The organism is Bariatricus sp. TF06-38A (assembly GCF_027690675.1).
In the GTDB taxonomy this organism is placed as follows: domain Bacteria; phylum Bacillota; class Clostridia; order Lachnospirales; family Lachnospiraceae; genus Allocoprococcus; species Allocoprococcus comes.
This window is the reverse complement of the sequence record NZ_JAQFCE010000010.1, coordinates 46,791-64,250: the sequence shown is the minus strand read 5'-3', so window position 1 is coordinate 64,250 and position 17,460 is coordinate 46,791. Positions and strand designations below refer to the sequence as shown.

General features: G+C 44.0%; 14 protein-coding genes. 5 read left to right on the top strand and 9 right to left on the bottom strand.

The window, feature by feature from the left end; translation table 11 throughout:
• Positions 1-16: 16 nt before the first annotated feature.
• The 3 genes from rlmD to PG418_RS09550 are packed head-to-tail and all read right to left on the bottom strand — an operon-like array spanning position 17 to position 3,724.
• Complete coding sequence (rlmD, locus tag PG418_RS09560) at positions 17-1,411, bottom strand: 23S rRNA (uracil(1939)-C(5))-methyltransferase RlmD (RefSeq protein WP_498837331.1); 1,395 nt, start codon at positions 1,409-1,411, stop codon at positions 17-19.
• A 31-nt stretch (positions 1,412-1,442) separates the two neighbouring features.
• On the bottom strand, positions 1,443-2,384 hold the full coding sequence (locus PG418_RS09555; RefSeq protein ID WP_008368874.1) for a 3'-5' exoribonuclease YhaM family protein: 942 nt from the start codon (positions 2,382-2,384) through the stop codon (positions 1,443-1,445).
• A gap of 56 nt (positions 2,385-2,440) precedes the next feature.
• Entirely contained in the window at positions 2,441-3,724 is a 1,284-nt protein-coding gene (locus tag PG418_RS09550; RefSeq protein ID WP_055155535.1) for a S1C family serine protease, read from the bottom strand.
• 158 nt (positions 3,725-3,882) lie between these two features.
• Here PG418_RS09550 and PG418_RS09545 point away from each other — a divergent pair, with 158 nt between their 5' ends.
• Genes PG418_RS09545 through PG418_RS09535 form a run of 3 tightly spaced genes read left to right on the top strand, consistent with a single transcriptional unit; the run spans position 3,883 to position 8,389 of the window.
• Positions 3,883-6,258: an endonuclease MutS2 gene (locus PG418_RS09545; protein ID WP_498837330.1), complete on the top strand. Its 2,376-nt coding sequence runs from the start codon at positions 3,883-3,885 to the stop codon at positions 6,256-6,258.
• Between the two features lie 17 nt (positions 6,259-6,275).
• Positions 6,276-6,977 (top strand): response regulator, encoded by a 702-nt coding sequence (locus tag PG418_RS09540; RefSeq protein ID WP_008368880.1) that lies wholly within the window; start codon positions 6,276-6,278, stop codon positions 6,975-6,977.
• Entirely contained in the window at positions 6,977-8,389 is a 1,413-nt protein-coding gene (locus PG418_RS09535) for a sensor histidine kinase (RefSeq protein ID WP_055297415.1), read from the top strand. Before PG418_RS09540 ends, PG418_RS09535 begins: the two co-directional genes overlap by 1 nt.
• A 246-nt stretch (positions 8,390-8,635) precedes the next feature.
• Here the strand turns inward: PG418_RS09535 and PG418_RS09530 are convergent, their stop codons facing one another.
• Positions 8,636-9,856 (bottom strand): substrate-binding domain-containing protein, encoded by a 1,221-nt coding sequence (locus PG418_RS09530; RefSeq protein ID WP_055247939.1) that lies wholly within the window; start codon positions 9,854-9,856, stop codon positions 8,636-8,638.
• Between the two features lie 346 nt (positions 9,857-10,202).
• Here PG418_RS09530 and fdxA point away from each other — a divergent pair, with 346 nt between their 5' ends.
• Positions 10,203-10,373, top strand: coding sequence for a 4Fe-4S ferredoxin (fdxA, locus tag PG418_RS09525; RefSeq protein ID WP_008368888.1), 171 nt, complete (start codon positions 10,203-10,205; stop codon positions 10,371-10,373).
• A gap of 234 nt (positions 10,374-10,607) precedes the next feature.
• A complete protein-coding gene (locus tag PG418_RS09520; protein ID WP_055247937.1) occupies positions 10,608-11,219 on the top strand; it encodes a helix-turn-helix domain-containing protein in 612 nt (203 codons plus the stop codon).
• A gap of 60 nt (positions 11,220-11,279) precedes the next feature.
• Here PG418_RS09520 and dnaB read toward each other — a convergent pair whose 3' ends face one another.
• From dnaB to PG418_RS09495, 5 genes are all read right to left on the bottom strand, one after another.
• Positions 11,280-12,635, bottom strand: coding sequence for a replicative DNA helicase (gene dnaB, locus PG418_RS09515; RefSeq protein WP_022221098.1), 1,356 nt, complete (start codon positions 12,633-12,635; stop codon positions 11,280-11,282).
• Positions 12,636-12,648: 13 nt separating this feature from the next.
• Positions 12,649-13,095 carry a 50S ribosomal protein L9 gene (gene rplI, locus PG418_RS09510; RefSeq protein WP_008368899.1) on the bottom strand — a complete coding sequence of 149 codons (447 nt, stop codon included), beginning with the start codon at positions 13,093-13,095 and terminating at the stop codon, positions 12,649-12,651.
• A gap of 1 nt (position 13,096) precedes the next feature.
• Positions 13,097-15,145, bottom strand: a complete 2,049-nt coding sequence (locus PG418_RS09505; RefSeq protein ID WP_498837329.1) for a DHH family phosphoesterase — start codon at positions 15,143-15,145, stop codon at positions 13,097-13,099.
• A 113-nt stretch (positions 15,146-15,258) separates the two neighbouring features.
• The gene (gene galE / locus PG418_RS09500; RefSeq protein WP_022221100.1) at positions 15,259-16,275 is read right to left on the bottom strand and encodes a UDP-glucose 4-epimerase GalE; all 1,017 of its coding nucleotides are present in this window, start codon (positions 16,273-16,275) and stop codon (positions 15,259-15,261) included.
• Between the two features lie 142 nt (positions 16,276-16,417).
• Positions 16,418-17,341 carry a nucleotidyltransferase family protein gene (locus PG418_RS09495; protein WP_498837328.1) on the bottom strand — a complete coding sequence of 308 codons (924 nt, stop codon included), beginning with the start codon at positions 17,339-17,341 and terminating at the stop codon, positions 16,418-16,420.
• Between the last annotated feature and the right edge of the window lie 119 nt (positions 17,342-17,460).

Below are 17,460 nucleotides of genomic sequence, written 5' to 3'. Positions count from 1 at the left end.
AAGCCTGTAAAACCGCTTATTTACGTGATAATAAACAGACTGTCTCAACATGCACACTCATCGGAAACATATCAGTCGCCTTCACCTTCCTGATCTCATACCCATTCTCCCGCAGATACTTCACATCCCGAGCCAAAGTCGCTGAATCGCAGCTCACATATACGATCCTCTCTGGCTCCATCTGAACCATCGTATCCAGTACGCTTCTCTCACATCCTTTTCTCGGTGGATCGACTACGATCACATCCGCTCTCGCATGCTCTCCCGGATGCTCTTTTGCATAATCCGCATAATACTCCGGCAGCACTTCTTCTGCCTTTCCTACAAAAAACTCCGCGTTTGTAATCTCATTGATCTCAGCATTATGCTTTGCATCTTCAATTGCCTGCGGCACGATTTCCACGCCATAAACTTTCTGTGCTTTCTGCGCAAGGAAAAGGGAAATCGTTCCGATACCACAATACACATCCCAAACCGTCTCTTTTCCAGTAAGCCCGGCGTATTCCAGTGCGGTTCCGTAAAGTACCTCTGTCTGTACCGGATTCACCTGATAGAAAGACAGCGGTGAAATCTGGTATTTGACATTACCGATATAATCGGTGATATACGTCTGTCCCCAGAGCGGACAAACCTTTGATCCCATGATCACATTCGTCTTTTCTTTATTGATATTATAAGTAATACTTGTCATTCCCGGAATCTTTGTCAGCTTTTCCAACAATTTTTCACTGCTGGGAAGCTTATCCCCGTTAATGATCAGACAAACCATGATCTCTTTTGTTGTAAATCCATACCGGACCAGGACATGGCGCACCAGCCCTTTGTGCCGTTCCTCATCATATGCAGAAATCTTCTCTTCCCGCATGTAGTCCAGAATCTGATCCAGGATCACTTTATTCTCCGGTACTCCAAGTACGCAGTCCCTGTTCGGAACCGGGATGATCTGATGGGTTCTTCCGGCATAGAATCCGGCAATCAGATTCCCTTCTTTATCCACTCCGATCGGGAACTGTGCTTTATTCCGGTAACGGAACGGTTCCTCCATTCCTGCGATCGGCTCCATGATCTGATCCAGCAATTCTTCTTCCACACTGCCAAGACGGATCAGGTTATTTCTTACTTTTGTATTTTTAAACTCCAGCTGTTTCCGGTAATCCATCTCCTGAATCTGGCATCCGCCACAGCGTCTTGCCTCCGGACAGCGTGCAGATACACGAAATGCGGATTCTTTTACAATCCGCATTAATCTCGCATATCCGTAGTTCTTTTTTGCTTTCATTACTTTTACTTCAACGGTATCTCCGATGACTGCATCCTTGATAAACAGAGTATATCCATCAACCTTTCCGATTCCTTCACCACCGATTCCGATATCTGTAACTTCTACCGTCACTACGTCATTTTTCTTCATTTTTATACTCATCTTTCTTTCAGAACTTCTCTTAGATACTGGTCTTTCTTAAGTTAGATTCAAACAGACGGTTATAACCTAACCAGTCCTTTGTATCTTTTGCCTTAAAAATCTCTGTCAGTGTCTGCATCTTTGCATCAGCATTATCTGCACAATTAAGTGCCATTGCCTCAGCAAGCGCCGGTTTCTTCGGCGAACCGTATTCGAGTTCTCCGTGATGCGCTACGATACAGTGCTTTAATTCGCTGGCAAGCTTCTTTGGAAAATCCGGGATCTCACGAATTGCATCATCCAGCATTTCCACACCGATCACAATATGACCGAGCAGCTGCCCATCATCGGTATAATCATTATCCGGGAACAGGGAAAGTTCCTGTGTCTTTCCGATATCATGACACATTGCCGCTGTATACAGAAGATCCTTATTCAGGATCGGATATGCCCCTGCCATATATTCACAGAATTTCACTACGCTTAATGTGTGCTCCAGAAGTCCTCCGGCAAATCCATGATGTACACTCTTTGCTGCAGAATGTGCCTTGAAGCTCTTGATAAACTGTTCATCATTTACAAAATAATACCGGATCACCTGCTGCAGATACGGGTTCTTCACCTGCTTTCCATAACGCATCAGTTCTTCATACATTCCATCCACACTTTTCTCGCTGGTCGGCATATAATCCGCCGGATCGTATTCTCCCTCGTCTGCTACACGGAGCTGCTTGATGTTCATCTGAAGATTGCCGTTATAGCTGATGATCTCCCCGTAAACTTCAATAAAATCTTTTTCGCTGTAATCTGCAATTCCATTTGAATTCGGATCCCAGATCTTTCCATCTAAAGTTCCTGTCTTGTCCTGAAGGATCAGGTTGTCATATGGTTTTCCGTTCCTTGTCTCCGCACTTCTTTTCCCTTTGCAAAGATACGTATTTCTGATTGTCTCGCCTTCGTGTAATGTCTCAATATATCTCATGTCATTCCTCTTCCTGCTTTATATTTTAAATTTATGGTTGCTTTTTATCTGCAAATCTATTCTTTACTTCCAACTGTCACATCAAATGTTACATCGACATAACCATCTGCGCCACGCCTCTGCCCTTTGATCCTGATCTGTGTACCGGTTCCGGCTTCTGCGATCTGTTTATGAAGTCCTGTTATACCGGTGATATCTGTCTTGTTAATCTCTGTGATCACATCACCATTCTGGATTCCAGCCTGCATCGCAGGCGAATCAGCCTCTACTTCCCTGACATAAATGCCTTTCGGGATTCCCTGTTCGCCGGCAAGCTTCTCCGTCACTACAACTCCGTGAACGCCAATATACGGAACTCCCTGTCCATTTGCCAGAAGTTCGATCTCTTCCTTGATATCCGAAATCGCATAGGCACTTACAAGATTTCCGTCTCTCTGCAGTTCTGACTGGTCACAGATTCCAATCACTTCACCCGCCGTGTTAAACAGAATTCCGCTCCCTTTTTCACTTCCTGCAATATCTGTATCAAGCAGCCGGTACTGCCCGTCCGCCACTGTCCGGTAATTTCTGGTGGAACTGATGATCCCATATCCGACACCACCTGCATATCCAAACTGCTCACCAAGAACGATCACGCCGTCCCCACGGTTCACTGCATTAGAATTACCAAGCATCGCCGTCTGGATCTGGTTCCTCGTACTATCCGACAGATCTGATCTCTTGATCGCAATGATCGCAAGTCCAAGATTCCGGTCCTGCTTTTTCAAAGTTGCGTTATATGTAGTATTGTCTGAAAATGTGGCTTTCAGTGCTTCTGCATCTTTTACAATTCTTGCCGGTGCCGCAATCAAAAGATCTGCTCCATTATCCCAGAAAATAACTCCCGATACAGCCTGCTCCCCTGCATTCTCCCAGCCTTCATCCCGGTGCACGGCATAGATCTCAACCACACTTTTTCCTGCTGACAATGCCACCTGGTATAATGCATGGTTCATCTCCTGATAATCTTCGACAGTCAGATCCGGATACTGAATCTCTTCCTCCTGTGCTTCCTGATCCTTGGTATCCGTCTCATTCTCAACCGGAGTTTCCTCCTGATCCAGCGGAATCGTTACCTTCTCTCCGCCCAGATGTGTCATCGCCCATGGGCGAAGGGCATAAAACGCAAGGCCTGCTGCAAGTCCAAAAATCAGTCCTCTTCCTGCAAGCCTGCACAGATTTCCCATGATTCCTTTTTTACTTCGCTGTTCATCTTTTACTGTTTCCTGCAAAAACGAATATTTTTCTTCCTCACTGTCGTGCGGTTCTTCGTTATGCTTATTCTCTCGATTATCAGACATTGTGCTTCTCCTTAGGCCTCCGGAGTGCTTTCAGCCACACCTGGTTTTAGTATACATGATTCCCCGCAAATGTTCAACGAAATTTCACCTTTCCACTTTCATTTAGACGGTAAATAAGTTAGAATAGAACCAGACAAAATATGAGGTATAAATGTATTATGAATCAAAAATCTTTAACAAAATTGGAATTTCCAAAAATTATAGAGATACTGACCGATCACGCTTCTTCCCCTGGCGGAGCTTCATTCTGCCGACGGATCAAGCCGATGACCGACCTTAACAAAATCATCACTGCACAGGAACAGACTGCCGCAGCATTTACCCGCATTGTAAAGAAGGGAATTCCTTCTTTCAGCGGCTGCTATGCTGTCTCCGACTCTCTTAAGCGCCTGGAGATCGGAAGTGCCTTAAGCGCACCGGAACTCCTCCGGATCGGCAAGCTTCTTCAGACAACCGCCCGGATCAAATCCTACGGCCGTCATGAAAATGCAGACGATCAGGCAGATTGTCTGGACGTATATTTTGAACAGCTTGCGCCGCTTACACCACTTTCTGCCGAAATTGACCGCTGCATTCTTGGTGAAGATGAGATCAGCGATGATGCCAGCAGCAAATTAAAGCAGATCCGCCGCAGTATTAACGGCATGAATGACAAGATCCATTCTACCATGACCGGACTTTTGAACGGTTCCATGCGCACCTATCTCCAGGATGCCATTATTACCATGCGTGGCGACCGTTACTGTCTCCCGGTAAAAGCCGAATACCGCAGCCAGGTAAATGGTCTGATCCATGACCAGTCAGCAACCGGATCCACACTTTTCATTGAGCCGATGGCCGTTGTCAAACTGAACAATGATCTGAAAGAATTATATGCCCAGGAGCAGGAAGAAATCCAGGTGATCCTTGCCCGCCTCAGTGTGGATGCAGCTGAATATATTGAAGAAATCCGTCTGAACTACAAAGCACTTGTAGAACTGGATTTTACTTTTGCAAAAGGTGCACTGGCACTGGATATGAACGCCAGCCGCCCAGTCTTTAACACCGAAGGCCGGATCCGGATCCGTGAGGGAAGACACCCTCTTCTGGACCGTAAAAAAGTTGTTCCGATCAGTCTGACACTTGGAGATACCTTTGATCTTCTCGTCATAACCGGTCCGAACACAGGTGGTAAGACCGTTTCCCTCAAGACTGTGGGGCTTTTTACCCTCATGGGTCAGGCAGGTCTGCACATTCCTGCACTTGACCGTTCAGAACTTGCTGTATTTAACCAGGTTTATGCTGATATTGGTGACGAACAGAGTATTGAACAGTCTTTAAGTACCTTCTCTTCTCACATGACAAATGTGGTTTCTTTCCTAAATCATGTGGATGAGAATTCATTAGTCCTTTTCGATGAACTTGGTGCGGGAACCGATCCGACTGAGGGTGCTGCACTCGCTATCGCCATTCTGTCACATCTGCATAACCGTGGAATCCGCACTATGGCAACGACACACTACAGCGAACTGAAGGTATTTGCTCTTTCTACTCCTGGAGTAGAAAATGCCTGCTGTGAATTTGACGTGGAGACATTGAGCCCGACTTACCATCTTCTGATTGGTATTCCTGGAAAAAGTAATGCTTTCGCGATTTCCGAAAAACTCGGCCTTCCGGATTATATCATCCAGGATGCCAAAACGCATCTGACCGAGGAGGATGAATCTTTTGAAGATCTCCTTACTGATCTGGAACAGAGCCGCAAGACCATCGAGAAAGAACGGGAAGAGGTTGCTTCTTACCGCCGCGAGATGGAGCGTCTCAAGTCCGAACTCAAGAACCAACAGGAAAAGCTGGATACACAGCGCGACCGGATCATTCGTGAGGCAAATGCCAGAGCAACCGACATTGTTCAGGAAGCCAAAGATTTTGCTGATGAGACAATGAAGAACTTCCGCAAATTCGGCAAAGCCAGTATTTCCGCTTCCGAGATGGAAAAAGAAAGAGAACGGATCCGCAAGCAGCTTTCCAAAACTGAAAATAAAAACCGTCTGGAAAAGAAAAAACCTTCCAAAGCTTACAAGGCAAGCGATTTCCATCTGGGCGATTCTGTAAAAGTACTGAGCATGAATCTGACCGGAACGGTAAATTCACTACCGGATGCCAAAGGCAACCTGTTTGTCCAGATGGGTATTCTCCGGTCACAGGTCAATATTTCCGATCTCGAACTGATCGAAGAACCGCTTACGGTTACTGCAAAGCAGATGCGCAGAACCAGCAGTGGCAAGATGAAGATGGGCAAATCCATGCATGTCAGTCCAGAGATCAATCTTCTTGGCAAAACAGTCGATGAAGCAGTTGCCGAACTTGACAAATATCTGGATGATGCCTATATCGCACACTTAAGTCCGGTACGAATTGTACACGGGAAAGGAACCGGCGCACTCAGGAACGGGATCCATCAGTATCTGCGCCGCCAGAAACATATCAAATCCTTCCGGCTGGGAGCTTTCGGGGAGGGCGATGCCGGTGTAACTATCGTAGAATTCAAATAATCATTGGGGGAACTATCATGGTGACTAAACAGAAAATCTTAATTGTAGATGACGACGAGAATATTGCAGAACTGATTTCTCTCTACCTTACAAAGGAATGCTTCGATACGATGATCGTACACGACGGGGAAGAAGCTCTTACCGCATTTGAATCCTATCAGCCAAACCTGATGCTGCTCGACCTGATGCTTCCGGGCATCGATGGCTATCAGGTCTGTCGCGAGATCCGCAGTAAGCACAATACCCCAATCATTATGCTTTCCGCAAAAGGAGAAGTATTTGACAAGGTGCTCGGTCTGGAGCTTGGTGCCGATGATTACGTCTTAAAACCATTCGATTCCAAGGAGCTTGTCGCAAGAGTAAAAGCGGTACTCAGACGCTATCAGCCTGCCAAACCAGAAACTCCTGCCGCCAGCCGCGGAAAGGTTGTTGACTATCCGGGAATCGAGATCAATCTTACCAATTACGCAGTAACCGTTGATGGTAAGAATGTAGATATGCCGCCAAAAGAACTGGAACTTTTGTATTTCCTCGCCTCTTCACCAAACCAGGTATTCACACGCGAGCAGCTCCTTGACCAGATCTGGGGCTATGAGTATGTCGGCGACACCCGTACCGTTGATGTTCATATTAAGCGTCTGCGCGAGAAGATCAAGGATCATCCTTCCTGGGGACTTAGTACCGTCTGGGGAATCGGTTACAAATTTGAGGTGAAGTAATGAAAAGTACTCTTTACCTTAAATTTATCCTCTTATATATTATTCTCGGATTTTTAAGTATTTTTACAGTGGCATCCCTGTCATCCACACTGACAACCCACTATCTGGAAAGCAGCATTTCCGGCAATATGTATCAGTCGGCGAATCTGCTTGCATCCAATTATCTGCCGGACTATTTTTCCAAAACCATTGCTCTGGCAGATGTTTATACACAGCTCAATGGTATGAGCGATTATCTGAATTCAGATATCTGGTTTGTTGATAATGAGGGATCTTTACTTGCATCTGCCAAATCCGGCGATGTATCGTATGCCCCTTCCCGGATTGAAAATTTTGATCCTGCAGAATCTGGCGGCTCCACTTATCTGACCGGTGATTATCACGGGTACTTCAACTCAGAAATGATCACCGTGATTGCTCCGGTCACAGAGAATTTTTCAACCCACGGATATCTGCTTGTACATAAGCCTTACTCGCAGATCACAGACGCACATTCTGTTCTGATGCGTAACACGTATATCGTGATTCTGATCATTTATGTGCTCTCATTCATTATTTTGCTGGGTGTACATTTTCTGATCTACCGCCCGCTCGTCAAGATTACGAATGCAGCAAAGCAGTATGCTTCCGGCAATCTGGATGTTGTCATCCCGGTTAATACGCAGGATGAGATAGGATATCTTTCCGCATCCCTCAACTACATGTCTTCCCAACTGAAAGATATGGAGGATTACCAGAAGAAATTTGTGGCAAATGTATCCCATGATTTCCGTTCTCCTCTGACCTCCATCAAAGGCTATGTTGAAGCCATGGCGGATGGCACGATCCCACCTGAAATGCAGGGCAAATACTTAAATATCATCTTATTTGAAACAGAACGTCTTACTGACCTTACACGCGATCTGCTGACATTGAATGAATTTGATACGAAGGATCTTCTTCTTGATAAAACAGATTTTGATATTCACGAAGTGATCCGTAACACAGCAGCTTCTTTCGAAGGTACCTGCACTGCCAAAAAAATTTCTATCGAACTTCTTCTGGCAACTCGTACCCTGTATGTACATGCTGACCGGCACAAAATCCAACAGGTTCTATACAATCTGCTGGACAACGCGATCAAATTCAGCAATCCGGAGTCTACGATCACGATTGAAACCACACCGCGCGGTGACAAAGTATATACTTCCGTCAAAGATTATGGAATTGGCATTCCGAAATCAAGTATCAACAAAATATGGGAACGTTTTTACAAAAGCGATCTCTCCCGCGGAAAAGACAAAAAAGGAACCGGACTTGGGCTTTCGATCGTAAAAGAAATTATTCAGGCACACAATGAAAATATCAATGTGATCAGTACCGAGGGAGTTGGAACAGAATTTATCTTCTCCCTTCCACTGACGAAAAAATAGCAATAAGAAAGAATGTGCCTCAGCACATTCTCGCGCCGAGCGCGGTCGCTTGCGACATTCTTCATCTTCATGCGAGTGCGCATCTCCGGCACGCAGTGCCTTTTATTTCATAGGAAGTTCCTTTGGAATTTCCTATGAAATAAAAAGAAACGGTTGTAGCCGGCATAAATAATATGTCACTCACAACCGTTTTTATATAAAAATGTCTGAAACCCATTTTCCACAGATTTCAGACATTTCTTCTTACTAATAAAGCATCTTCTTAATCGAATCTTTATTCATATTATCTTTTGTAACCCAGGTATATCCGGTACTTACCGTTGCTTCATTTCCCTGACCAAGCACTGCTCTTGCGCAGGCAACAACCGTTGCATAGCCGATTCCGTATGGGTTCTGAACGATCAGCCCATCAATCTTCCCATCTTCCAGAAGCTTCATCTGATCCTCTCCGCCGTCAAAGCTCACTACCTTGATTCGGTCTTCCCCTGTTGTTTTGTCCATAGAGTCCAGGACATTCACCACAAGGTCTGCTACTGTTTCATTGGTTGCAAAAATTCCTTTTACATCCGGATACTTTTCAAGAAGATACTTGATTGCATCCTGCTGTGCCGTCTGGGTATCCCGGCTATCTGCGTTCTCTTCCTCTGCTTTTTGCACATTATCTGCAGTCTCCTGGGAATTCTTTTCAGATGAATCTGCATTGATCTCTTTCGAGATCGCATCCAGATCATCCAGATGCCAGATCTCTGCAACCGTTACATTCGGATCATTCTTTTCCACTTCCTGTACAAATCCCTGCTCTCTTTCTTCAGAAGAAGTAGACTTAGAGTCATGTGCGATTACAAGGATCTGACCACTCTCACCGATACTGTTGCACAGCTTACTTGCTGCTGTTGCAGCGGCAGTTGTATTATCTGTATCAATCATGGATACAATATTCTGATAATCGGTCCCGGAATCAAATGCTACGATCGGAATCCCATTCTCTGCAGCAAGATCAAACTGAACCTCACATGCCCCTGAATCAACTGCTGCGATCCCGACCGCAACCGGATACCGTGCAAGCTCCTCATCCAGAATATTTACCTGATCATCTACATCATTCTCTGTCTCCGGTGCAGAATAAACAAGCTTTACTTTATCATTCCCTTTATATCCCAGGTTTGTATTAATATCCGCTACCGCCTGCTTTGCACCTTCCTGAACAGCTTTCCAGTATGCGGAAGAACTTCCTCTTCCTATAATAGAAATCGAGCTTCCTTTCTCCAGATTCAGTCCCTGCACATTGCCATATGCAGATGGCTGTAAAACATCCAGGTTACTCTGATGCTCATTCTCTTCCCTTGTCTCATGACTGAATGTCTGCTCTTTTCCTGTACCTGCATCATTCTTGCTTCCAGTTCCACATCCACCAGTCAAAAGTGCCACACAAAGTACAGCCGAAAGTATACTCCACCGTTTTTTCATAAATCCACTCCACTTTCTCTATCTTAAAATCAGTTTCATTATTGGTTATAAAATGATACAGTACCCACTATACACCAAATCGCCCGGGAAAGGTAGAAAAATTTCTTAAGATTTCATAAATTCTTTTTGTTTTCATTTGTGAGTTTTATATTACTAACCTTTTGGTTTTATATTTCTAACCAAAGAAATGCCCATTTCGCGCTATTAGTTTGACATTTCTAACTCGATTGTATCTATTTTTAAGCATAAATTCCTCTTGTATATTTTCAAGTTCTGTATTAGAATAAAGTTATGCGAAAGGCATATCGATTTTAACTTTTTCATAATAATAAGGAGGATACATATCATGGCACACGTAATTTCAGACGAATGTGTAAGCTGCGGAGCTTGCGAAAGCGAATGTCCAGTAGGAGCAATCTCTATGGGTGCAGATCATATGCAGATCGATGCTTCTGCATGTGTTGACTGTGGCGCTTGCGAATCAGCATGTCCTACAGGAGCAATCAGCGCTGAGTAATCAGAACACGTAGATTGAATAAGACAGTAAGAAAGAGACGGTTTTCATCTGAAGATCGTCTCTTTTTATGTATGCGTCTGAACCAAATACAGATCCAGTAAGCATCATCCTATCTGACATTCTTCCCTCTGCAACATTTGTCGAACGATTTTTCTTTCCATCTCTTCTTCTTATGCTACAATAGACTTGTACTCAATCTATATCACATACTTATTTTAATAAGGGGGTTATCGTATGGGCGACGTTCATTACATGATCTCAGAAGCTGCCAAACACGTTGGCGTAGAATCACATGTTCTTCGCTACTGGGAGGAAGAGCTTGATCTTCCGATCGGACGCACTGAGATGGGACATCGGCACTATACGGAAGAAGATATACAGCTTTTTAGCTGTATCAAAGAACTCAAAGAACAGGGACTACTCCTGAAGGAGATCAAACAGCTCCTTCCGGACATGCTTCGCACAAAAGCACTTCTGAAGGCCAGAAAATCGGATGCACCAAAGGCTGCCGCTTCGATAAACGAAGTTGCTGACCCCCAGGATCCAGCTCTTTCTGTTTATACAGCGGACAACCTTTCTCTTTCTGTTTATCAGCCTCTGCTCGAAGAGTCTCTCCGAAAAATTCTTTTGGAAAACAACCAGATCCTGGAGGGGTCTCTCGGCAAATCCGTATCTGAAAAAGTAACAAAGGAAATGGATTTTCTTTTACAGGCAAAAGAACGCCTGGAAGAAGACCGTTACCGGAAGCTTGATCATTTACTTCGTCAGCAGCAGGCGCTCCGGAAAGAAGCTTCAAAATCTGCCGCCGGACATTACCTGCGGAAATTATTTGGCGAAACCACATAAAAGTCAAAAGACAGCGAACAGTTTTGATTCTGTTCCCTGTCTTTTTCATTTCATAATTTCTCATTCCCCATCCACAACTTTTCGTTCTGAATTGGCAAATTTCGTGTACTGCGGAAGCCATGTAAGCGTTACGGTTCCAATCGGACCGTTTCTCTGTTTGGCAATAATAATCTCTGCCTCATTGACATGCTCCGTATCCTTATTATAATAATCATCTCGATAAATGAACATAACCACGTCGGCATCCTGCTCGATTGCTCCGGACTCACGCAGATCAGAAAGCATCGGTCTGTGATCTGGTCTCTGCTCAACCGCACGGCTCAGCTGTGACAGCGCAATGACCGGCACACTTAATTCTCGGGCAAGCGCTTTTAAGGAACGGGAAATATCGGAAATTTCCTGTTGACGGGACTCATTACGTCCACCAACACTTCCGCTCATCAACTGCAGGTAGTCGATGATGATCAGCTCAAGATTATGTTCCATTTTATATTTTCTGCATTTGGAACGCATTTCCGAAATCGAAATACCCGGTGTATCATCAATGATCAGGTTCGATCTTCCAATTGTTCCGGCACCTTCGATCAGCTTTTCCCAGTCAGAATCCTTCAGATTACCGGTTCTTAAAAGCTGTGCATCTACATAGGATTCCAGCGAGAACAGACGGTTTACCAGCTGTTCCTTTGACATTTCCAGACTGAATATGGCAACTGTACGGTTCTGTTTAAACGCCACATGCTGTGCAATGTTCAGTACAAACGCCGTCTTACCCATAGAAGGACGGGCTGCGACCAGGATCAGATCGGAGGGCTGCAGACCGGATGTCTTGTAATCCAGGTCAATAAATCCAGTCGGAATTCCTGTAACAGTTCCCTTACTCTTAGATGCTTTCTCAATTTTCTCAAGGGCATTTAACACTACCTGCTTGATCGGCACGTATTCACCGTTTCCTCCGCGGTTCTGCACCAGCTCAAAAACCTGCTTCTCTGTCCTTTCAAGGATCGCCTCCAGCGGCTCCTGTCCCTGATAACATTCATCCGCAATCGCTTCATTCATCTTGATCAGACGCCTCAACGTTGCTTTTTCAGAGACGATCTCTGCATAATACTTTACATTTGCCGAGGTTGGAACTGCTGTTACCAGATCCCGGACAAATTCAAGACTACTGATCTCTTCCGGAACAGCTTTTTCACGCAGACGGTTCTGCAGTGTAATCAGGTCAACGGGTTTTCCCTCATTAAAAAGTTCTACCACTGAATCGAAAATTACACCATATGCCTTTTGATAAAAGTCGTCTCCACAAATGATCTCGGCAGCTACTGTAATCGCATCCCGGTCCATCAGTATCGCTCCAACAACAGACTGCTCTGCCTCTATGCTGTGTGGCGGTACTCTCTTAATGAGTGCTTCATCCATGTCTCAGATCCTCCTAAGCTTCCCCAACGTGCACTTTTAATTCAGCAGTCACTTTCTGGTGAAGTTTGACCGGTACAAGATGCATTCCAGGTGTACGGATCGCTTCTTTAATCTGGATCTTTTTCTTATCAAGATCATATCCAAGCTGTTCTTTTACTGCAATTGCAATTTCCTTTGAAGACACAGAACCGAATGTTCTTCCACCTTCCCCGGTCTTGATCTTGAGTTCTACTTTTGCTGCCTCTAATTTCTTTGCAAGTTCCTGCGCTGCTTCCAGATGCTCCTGTGCAACCTTTTCTTCATTCTGTTTCTGAAGCTTTAAGTCATTTAAATTCTTTCCATTTGCTTCCAGTCCAAGGTTTTTTTTGAAAATGAAGTTTCTTGCATATCCGTCACTTACATTTACAACCTCGCCTTTTTTCCCAAGGGATTTTACATCTTCCAATAAAATAACTTTCATCTTAAATATCTCCTTCTTCTATCATAATATCGATTGTCTTTTTCAGAGTTTCAATCGCTCTTTCCATATCGGAATATGGAAACTGGGCACCGGCAGTGTTGATATGACCGCCTCCGCCGAGCCGCTCCATAATGATCTGTACATTGATCTCATCAATGGAACGTGCACTGATGTAAATCTTACCATTATATTCAGTCAGTACAAAAGAAGCCTTGATCTCCTCAATATTGAGAAGCTCATTTGATGCCTTTGCTCCGATAATAGTGGGACTTTCAATTCCCAGATGTTCGCCTCGTGCGATCGCAAATACATCCCGATATACCTCAGCACTGCTGATTACTGCAGCTTTTGCCCGGTAAGATGCCATATCATCACGGAGGAGTTTTCTTACATAAGTAACATCTGCGCCACATCTTCTCAGGTACGCAGCTGCCTCAAAGGTCCGGACTCCTGTTCTGGACATGAAATTGTTGGTATCAACCAGAATACCTGCATACATACTGTTCGCTTCCATGGAATTCAAACGCAGATCATCGCCGATATACTGAAGAACCTCTGCTACCATCTCACACGCCGAGGAAGCATATGGCTCAATATACGACAGAACCGCATTCTCAATCACTTCATCACTCTGTCTGTGGTGATCCAGAACTGCAATCGTCTTCGTCAGGCGAAGCAGGCGTTCACATTCTGTCATCTTTGGCTTATTGGTATCAACAACAACTACCATTGTATTGTCATCTGCCAGTTCCTCCGCCTCATGAGAAGTCACAAACAGATCATCCGGATACTTCGGATCATCAGTAAATGCTTCATAAAGCGGTCTGAGTGTCACAGAAATATCGTTCAGGACAATATTGACTTTCTTTTCCATCGCACTTGCTGCCCGGTAAATACCGATTGCCGCACCAAATGAATCCACATCTGCCATCTTATGTCCCATTACGATCACACGCTCTTTTCCGGTGATAAACTCCCGGAGTGCTTCTGCTTTTACTCTTGCTTTTACCCGGGTATTCTTAGCAGTCTGCTCACGCTTTCCGCCATAATAGCTGATTCCCTTGTTATTCTTCACAACTACCTGATCTCCGCCTCTTGCAAGTGCAAGATCGATCGCTATACGGGCATAATTATATCCTGCAGCATAGGTATCTGTACTGAGTCCAAGCCCAATACTTAATGTAACCGGAATCTGATTGCCGATACTGACTCCTTTTACCTCATCAAGTAAAGAAAAACGGTCTTTTTCCATTCGATTGAAGCTTTCTTTTTTAATTACAACAAAATATTTGTCTTTCTCAAGCTTCTTCACAATACCGGAAAAATCCGCAATATACTGGTTGATCTTACGGTCGATCAATGCCACCAGAAGAGACTGCCTTACTTCCTCAACACTTTCCATGACCTCTTCATAGTTATCAATATAAACCAGTCCGGCCACCAGCCGCTGCTCTTCATTCGCCCGGATATACCGGTTCAGCTCTGTCACATCCTGAAGATGTATCGCAATAAAATATTCCTTTTCCTCCGGTATCTCCAGAAGCTGCTCTGTCTCACTGAAACCTTCGACCGATACGCACTGGATCTCAGCCTGATAATCTCTGTCAAGATAATTGAATTCCAGGCTTACCGATTCATTCTCTTCCTTTGGAAATACGCCCCGGTTCAACTCCGGAATATATTTACTCAGATAGGTATCCTTCCGGATAGTCGTCCCAAGGACTTCCCGGAACTGTGTGTTCGTCCAGATGATTTTTCCATCATCCAGTAAAATCGCATATGGAATCGAAAGTTCCTTCAGAAGTGTATTCTGGACAATCCCGTACTGCGCTGCAAACTCTACCATGTCTGCCAGAATCAGAGACTTATTGTAAAAATACATAATGCCAATGACGACTGCATAAACCAGCACAAACGCACTCATAAGCAGCCCGGCCTTTCGATCCATCCTGAAGATCCAGATATTCATCAGGATAAGGAAAAGAATCATAATTCCCGGCCATTGCATATACAATTTCAGTTGTCCCTTTAACTTTATATCCTTTTTCATCTTTCAGCCCTCTTAAAACCTATAGATATTTGTATTATATCACCTTTCCGGATATTAGGGAACTAAAAAATGTGCCAGGGAACGTACACCCTGACACATTTTTCTTTCTTTTATTAAGCTTCGTATCCATTCGGATTCATTGTCTGCCATCTCCATGAATCCTCACACATCTTGTCGATTCCGCGTTCTGCAACCCATCCGAGCTCGTTCTTTGCTTTTTCTGCATTACAGTAGCATGTTGCGATATCTCCGGCTCTTCTTGGCTTGATCTGGTAAGGGATCTCTTTTCCACATGCTTTTTCAAATGCATGCAATACATCCAGTACTGAATATCCCACTCCGGTTCCAAGATTATAAATGCTTACGCCTGATTTTTCCTGGATCTTCTTCAGCGCCTTTACGTGTCCAATTGCAAGGTCAACCACATGGATGTAATCTCTCACACCTGTTCCGTCCGGTGTATCATAATCATCACCAAATACCCCCAGGCATTCCAGCTTACCGATTGCAACCTGTGCAATATATGGAAGCAGGTTGTTCGGGATACCCTTCGGATCTTCTCCCATCAGTCCGCTCTCATGTGCGCCGATCGGATTGAAGTAACGAAGAAGGACAACATTCCACTCCGGATCTGCCTTATGCAGGTCTGTCAGGATCTGCTCAAGCATCCATTTTGTCCATCCATAAGGATTCGTACAGGTTCCCTTCGGGCATTCTTCTGTAATCGGGATAAATGCCGGATCACCATATACCGTTGCTGAAGAACTGAAGATGATGTTCTTCACATTGTGGTTACGCATAACATCACAAAGTGTAAGTGTACCTGCAATATTGTTCTGATAATATTCAAGTGGCTTTGCAACAGATTCTCCGACTGCTTTAAGTCCTGCGAAATGAATGACACATTCTACACTTTCTTTGTCAAAAATCTGATCCAGTGCTTCTTTATCTCTGATATCTGCTTTATAAAATGTAACGTTCTTACCGGTGATCTTCTCTACACGTCTGATTGCTTCTTCAGAAGCATTGCAAAGATTATCTACTACAATAACTTCATATCCTGCATTCAGCATCTCTACACATGTGTGACTGCCGATAAATCCGGCTCCGCCTGTTACTAAAATTGCCATGATTTTTTCCTCCTGAAATTAGAATCATTTACTTTTCTTTACACACTATAGCACACATCCTGCCTATATGGAAGTGTTTTTACTAAATTATTTGTATTTTTTAGTAAATCAAATGAACTATTTACTAAATTTTAACAAATTTCTACTCTTCCCAGAGATTTTCCGGATAAAGACCTTCTTTTTTCAGATTGCGGATCGCTTCTACGACAACCGGTTTGTCTTCTTTATAAGTTACGCCGTACCATTTGTCTTCCGACGGAAGAACCGCTGCTGTTGCGCGGTCTGCCTCCAGAAGATTGCTTACGACTGCCGGCAGAAAATATTCACACTTCATCGGATTTTCAGTAAGTCCTTTCTTCAGGAACTGTGGAAATTCTGCTTTCAGCTCGTCCAGTATGCTTTTCGTAAATCCCCACATATTCATGGAAACCAGTGTATCCTCTGGTAAATTTTCCCAGGTTTCGCCATCATTTTCGGTAAACGCAATCTTACCGTCACGCTTCTCAATGCGGGTTCTTTCGGTAATATTTACCAGTTCCCCTTCTTCATTGGTCGTACAGATTCCTCTTGCCACATGACCATTGTCTGTTACTGTATTCTTCAGAAGATATCCGACCATCGCATAACGATACTTATCATCATCCTCATGCTCAGACAGATAATTATAAATTGCTTCAAACGCATGTCTTCCATAATAATCATCTGCATTGATAACAGCAAATGGCCCGTCGATCTCATCAATGCAGCTGAGGACTGCATGTCCGGTTCCCCACGGTTTCACTCTGCCTTCCGGAACTTCAAAACCTTCCGGAATGTTGTTGATATCCTGAAATACATAAGAAACCTCCATATATTTTGCCATACGGTTTCCTACTGCTTCTCTGAAACTGTCTTCATTTTCTTTCTTTATAATAAAAATAACCTTCTCAAATCCGGCTCTTTTTGCATCAAACAGGGAAAAATCCATAATGATGTGTCCCTCTTTATCAACTGGATCGATCTGTTTAAGTCCGCCATAACGGCTTCCCATTCCTGCTGCCATAATTACTAAAACTGGTTTTTTCATAATTGATTCTCCAATTCTTTTTTAGATTTCAAAACTTTCTCTTTCTTATTCTAACCCCAAATGACTCCTTTTTCAATCGTCTGCCAGCCAGAAAAACAGTAAAAAAACAGGACTTCCAA

What these genes read in the sequence shown, in the direction of transcription:
- rlmD (WP_498837331.1), bottom strand. Translation starts at nt 1,411, where the DNA reads ATGAAGAAAAATGACGTAGTGACGGTAGAAGTTACAGATATCGGAATC.
- PG418_RS09555 (WP_008368874.1), bottom strand. Translation starts at nt 2,384, where the DNA reads ATGAGATATATTGAGACATTACACGAAGGCGAGACAATCAGAAATACG.
- PG418_RS09550 (WP_055155535.1), bottom strand. Translation starts at nt 3,724, where the DNA reads ATGTCTGATAATCGAGAGAATAAGCATAACGAAGAACCGCACGACAGT.
- PG418_RS09545 (WP_498837330.1), top strand. Translation starts at nt 3,883, where the DNA reads ATGAATCAAAAATCTTTAACAAAATTGGAATTTCCAAAAATTATAGAG.
- PG418_RS09540 (WP_008368880.1), top strand. Translation starts at nt 6,276, where the DNA reads ATGGTGACTAAACAGAAAATCTTAATTGTAGATGACGACGAGAATATT.
- PG418_RS09535 (WP_055297415.1), top strand. Translation starts at nt 6,977, where the DNA reads ATGAAAAGTACTCTTTACCTTAAATTTATCCTCTTATATATTATTCTC.
- PG418_RS09530 (WP_055247939.1), bottom strand. Translation starts at nt 9,856, where the DNA reads ATGAAAAAACGGTGGAGTATACTTTCGGCTGTACTTTGTGTGGCACTT.
- fdxA (WP_008368888.1), top strand. Translation starts at nt 10,203, where the DNA reads ATGGCACACGTAATTTCAGACGAATGTGTAAGCTGCGGAGCTTGCGAA.
- PG418_RS09520 (WP_055247937.1), top strand. Translation starts at nt 10,608, where the DNA reads ATGGGCGACGTTCATTACATGATCTCAGAAGCTGCCAAACACGTTGGC.
- dnaB (WP_022221098.1), bottom strand. Translation starts at nt 12,635, where the DNA reads ATGGATGAAGCACTCATTAAGAGAGTACCGCCACACAGCATAGAGGCA.
- rplI (WP_008368899.1), bottom strand. Translation starts at nt 13,095, where the DNA reads ATGAAAGTTATTTTATTGGAAGATGTAAAATCCCTTGGGAAAAAAGGC.
- PG418_RS09505 (WP_498837329.1), bottom strand. Translation starts at nt 15,145, where the DNA reads ATGAAAAAGGATATAAAGTTAAAGGGACAACTGAAATTGTATATGCAA.
- galE (WP_022221100.1), bottom strand. Translation starts at nt 16,275, where the DNA reads ATGGCAATTTTAGTAACAGGCGGAGCCGGATTTATCGGCAGTCACACA.
- PG418_RS09495 (WP_498837328.1), bottom strand. Translation starts at nt 17,341, where the DNA reads ATGAAAAAACCAGTTTTAGTAATTATGGCAGCAGGAATGGGAAGCCGT.